This is a genomic window from Streptomyces sp. NPDC054840 (assembly GCF_053611065.1).
This window is the reverse complement of the sequence record NZ_JBSGZP010001013.1, coordinates 1-1,876: the sequence shown is the minus strand read 5'-3', so window position 1 is coordinate 1,876 and position 1,876 is coordinate 1. Positions and strand designations below refer to the sequence as shown.

The following is a 1,876-nucleotide window of genomic DNA, read 5'->3' as shown; positions in this document are numbered from 1 at the left end:
GAACGCCGTGCGCGCCGCGTTCAAGGCCCGGCAGATCCCCGGCATCCAGTAACATCCGGCCGCTTCCCCGGACTCGGTGCACACCGCGTCCGGGGAAGCGCAATGTTCCATTTTTGGTCGCTGAGCGAACATCGCACCCCTCTCTTCGGACAACAGCTGGTCAAATCCTTGTTGCATACCTGTCAATACACCGCTCCTTCCTGGCAATCTCAACCGCCTGGCCCCCCACGGCAATTGAAGGAGCACGAGTGACCCTCCCCACGTCCTCATCCCGCACCCCCCGCAGCCGCACCCGAGCGCTGCGCGCCGCCGCAGTCGTCGCCTCGGCGGCGATGGTCGCGATCTCCGTCCAGAGCGGATCCGCCAACGCCTCGGCCGAGCGCGAGGCGGGAGCCACCGCGCTCGCCCTGACCGCCGACGCGCGCGTCCAGGCGATCACCGCGGCGCAGAACACGGCGGCCGACACCGCGCGGGCCATCGGCCTGGCCGACGAGGAGCGCCTCGTGGCCCGCGATGTGATCAAGGACGCCGACGGCACGGTGCACACCCGCTACGAGCGCACCTACTCCGGGCTGCCGGTCCTCGGCGGCGATCTGGTGGTCCACCAGAAGAAGGACGGCAGCCGAAAGACCACCAAGGGCGTCGAGGCCCGAATAGCCCCGGCCGCCGCCCGCGCCTCCCTCAAGGCCGCGCCCGCCGGTGCCCGCCAGGTCGTCTGGGCCGCGAGCGGAAGCCCGGTCTTCGCCTACGAGACCGTCGTCAACGGCACCCAGCACGACGGCACCCCCAGCGAGCGCCACGTCATCACGGACGCCGCCACCGGCGCCGAGCTGTACTCCTACGAGGCCATCGACACCGGCACCGGCACGAGCCAGTACTCCGGCTCGGTCACGCTGGACACCACGCAGAGCGGGGCGTCCTACAGCCTGACCGACGGTGTCCGCGGCGGCCACAAGACCTATGACCTGAACGGCGGCACCACCGGCACCGGCAGCCTGTTCACCGACGCCGACGACAAGTGGGGCGACGGACTGCCGTCGAACCGCCAGACGGCCGCAGCCGACGCCCACTACGGCGCCGCGATGACCTGGGACTTCTACAAGTCCGAATTCGGCCGCAACGGCATCGCCGGGGACGGCAAGGCCGCCTACTCCCGCGTCCACTACGGCAACGCCTACGTCAACGCCTTCTGGTCCGACGCCTGCTTCTGCTACCTACGGCGACGGCGCCGCCAACCAGAAGCCGCTCACGTCGCTGGACGTCGCCGGCCACGAGATGAGCCACGGCCTGACCGCCGCCACGGCCAAGCTGAACTACAGCCGTGAGTCGGGCGGCCTCAACGAGGCCACCAGCGACATCTTCGGCACCTCGGTGGAGTTCTTCGCCAACAACTCGGCCGACATCGGCGACTACCTCATCGGCGAGAAGATCGACATCCGCGGCAACGGCACGCCGCTGCGCTACATGGACAAGCCCAGCAAGGACGGCGCCTCGGCCGACTACTGGTCCAAGACCGTGGGCCGGCTCGACGTGCACAATTCCTCGGGGGTGGCCAACCACTTCTTCTACCTGCTCTCCGAGGGCAGCGGCGCCAAGACGGTCAACGGGGTGTCGTACAACTCGTCCACCTACGACGGCTCGACGGTGACCGGGATCGGCCGGACCAAGGCCTACAAGATCTGGTACAAGGCGCTCTCGACCTACATGACGTCGACCACCAACTACGCGGGAGCGCGCACCGCGACCCTGCAGGCGACGGCCGACCTGTACGGATCGACCAGCGTGGAGTACCAGCAGGTGGCGGCCGCCTGGAAGGCCGTCAACGTCAACGGCTGAGCCGGCTCCTGAGCGGTACCTCGCCCCGGCGGGCCTACGG

1 protein-coding gene and 1 pseudogene are annotated in these 1,876 nt (G+C 69.1%); one reads left to right on the top strand and one right to left on the bottom strand.

Features of this window, described 5'->3' with window-relative positions; all coding sequences use genetic code 11:
- Positions 1–186 (bottom strand): hypothetical protein (locus ACWGIU_RS36975; protein ID WP_453712451.1); only part of this gene is annotated, 186 nt, incomplete at its 3' end.
- A 146-nt stretch (positions 187–332) separates the two neighbouring features.
- Here ACWGIU_RS36975 and ACWGIU_RS36970 point away from each other — a divergent pair.
- Positions 333–1,836 (top strand): annotated as a pseudogene (locus tag ACWGIU_RS36970) (M4 family metallopeptidase).
- The last annotated feature ends 40 nt before the right edge of the window (positions 1,837–1,876 follow it).